This is a genomic window from Arthrobacter sp. P1_A5, assembly GCF_056406825.1.
In genome coordinates, this window is record NZ_JBFTZL010000332.1 from 1 (window position 1) to 1,732 (window position 1,732).

The 1,732-nt window shown below is 67.6% G+C and carries 2 protein-coding genes; both read right to left on the minus strand.

Features of this window, described 5'->3' with window-relative positions:
* Positions 1 to 58: 58 nt before the first annotated feature.
* Positions 59 to 484, minus strand: coding sequence for a DUF3151 domain-containing protein (locus AC1D1S_RS21000; RefSeq protein ID WP_028277429.1), 426 nt, complete (start codon positions 482 to 484; stop codon positions 59 to 61).
* A 2-nt stretch (positions 485 to 486) separates the two neighbouring features.
* Positions 487 to 1,506: a class II fructose-bisphosphate aldolase gene (gene fbaA, locus AC1D1S_RS21005; RefSeq protein WP_243181434.1), complete on the minus strand. Its 1,020-nt coding sequence runs from the start codon at positions 1,504 to 1,506 to the stop codon at positions 487 to 489.
* Between the last annotated feature and the right edge of the window lie 226 nt (positions 1,507 to 1,732).

Sequence of the window (1,732 nt, forward strand, 5' to 3'; positions counted from 1 at the left end):
CCTCAAGGTGGGAGCCCGCCGTCGTCTGTTAAACCGCAACGCGTTGCCTGGTGCCGCCTCAGCCCTCGGCTTCGATGGCCGCCTTCGCGCCGGGATCGGAATCCTTCAGGAACTTTTCAATCCGCTCCGGCTCCTCAGCCTCGCCGATCGCCGCGGACGCACGGCCAAGCGAGTAGAGGGAGCGCAGGAAGCCGCGGTTGGGTTCGTGCTCCCACGGGATCGGCCCGACGCCGCGCCAGCCGTTGCGGCGCAGCGAGTCCAGGCCGCGGTGGTAGCCGACCCGCGAGTACGCGTAGGAATCGATGGTGCGGCCCTCGTCCCAGGCCTCCTCGGCGAGGATGGCCCACAGGAGCGAGGAGGTGGGGTGCTTCGCCACGAGGTCCACGGCTTCCTGGCCGAGCGCGAGATGCTGGTAGATCTCGCTCTCGGCAGGCAGGAGCGTGGGCTCGGGACCCATCAGGTTTTTCCGGAACTCGTCGGACATGGTTAGAAGGTCTTGCCGGTGGAGCCCAGCTGCTGGGCGGCCTCGACCACGCGGGCGGCCAGGCCGGCCTCCGCCGAAGCGCCCCAGACGCGGGGATCGTAGAGCTTCTTGTTGCCGACCTCGCCGTCGACCTTCAGCACGCCGTCGTAGTTGCGGAACATGTGGTCCACCACGGGGCGGGTGTAGGCGTACTGGGTGTCGGTGTCGATGTTCATCTTGATGACGCCGTAGGAGACGGCGTCCGCGATTTCCTTGTCCGAGGAGCCGGAGCCGCCGTGGAACACGAGGTCGAACGGGTTGGCCTTGCCGATCTTGGCGCCGACCTGCTCCTGGATGTCCTTGAGGATCTCGGGGCGGAGCTTGACGCCGCCCGGCTTGTAGACGCCGTGCACGTTGCCGAAGGTCAGCGCCGTGATGTAGCGGCCGTTTTCGCCGGAACCGAGCGCGTCGATGGTGGCCAGGGCGTCCTCGACCGTGGTGTAGAGCTTGTCGTTGATGGCGTTCTCGACGCCGTCTTCCTCGCCGCCCACGGTGCCGATCTCGACCTCGAGGATCATCTTGGCGGCGGCGGTGCGCTCGAGCAGTTCACGGGCGATCCGCAGGTTTTCCTGCAGGGTCTCGGCGGAGCCGTCCCACATGTGCGAGTTGAAGAGGGGGTTGCGGCCTGCCTTGACCTCGGCCTCGGAGGCGGCGAGCAGCGGGAGCACAAAGCCGTCCAGCTTGTCCTTGGGGCAGTGGTCCGTGTGCAGGGCGATGTTCACGCCGTAGTTTTTCGCGACTTCGCGGGCGAACGCGGCAAAGCCGAGGGAGCCGGCAACCATGTCCTTGGTGGAGGCGCCGGACCAGTAAGCTGCACCGCCGGTGGAGACCTGGACGATGCCGTCGGACTCGGCCTCGGCGAAGCCGCGCAGGGCGGCGTTCAGGGTCTGGGAGGACGTGACGTTGACCGCCGGGAAGGCGAAGCCGCCCGTCTTTGCACGGTCGATCATCTCGGAGTAGATCTCTGGGGTTGCAATGGGCATGCTGACTCCTAATGTGAATTTCGTCTACGGGCTGGTGATCCTGGAGGGAACCTCGTCGGCTAGGAACCATCCTAGCCATTCCTGCGCCGGGGCCGTGTCTCCGGTCACGTGGCCCCTGTAACACTCGCGGCCGGGCGCTTCGGTCATGGTTCCGGCCTGCCGGCGGACTGGCCGGCGCCGGCCTCGCCGCCGGCATTGCGCCGGGCGCTGGCGGTGCGCCGGGCGC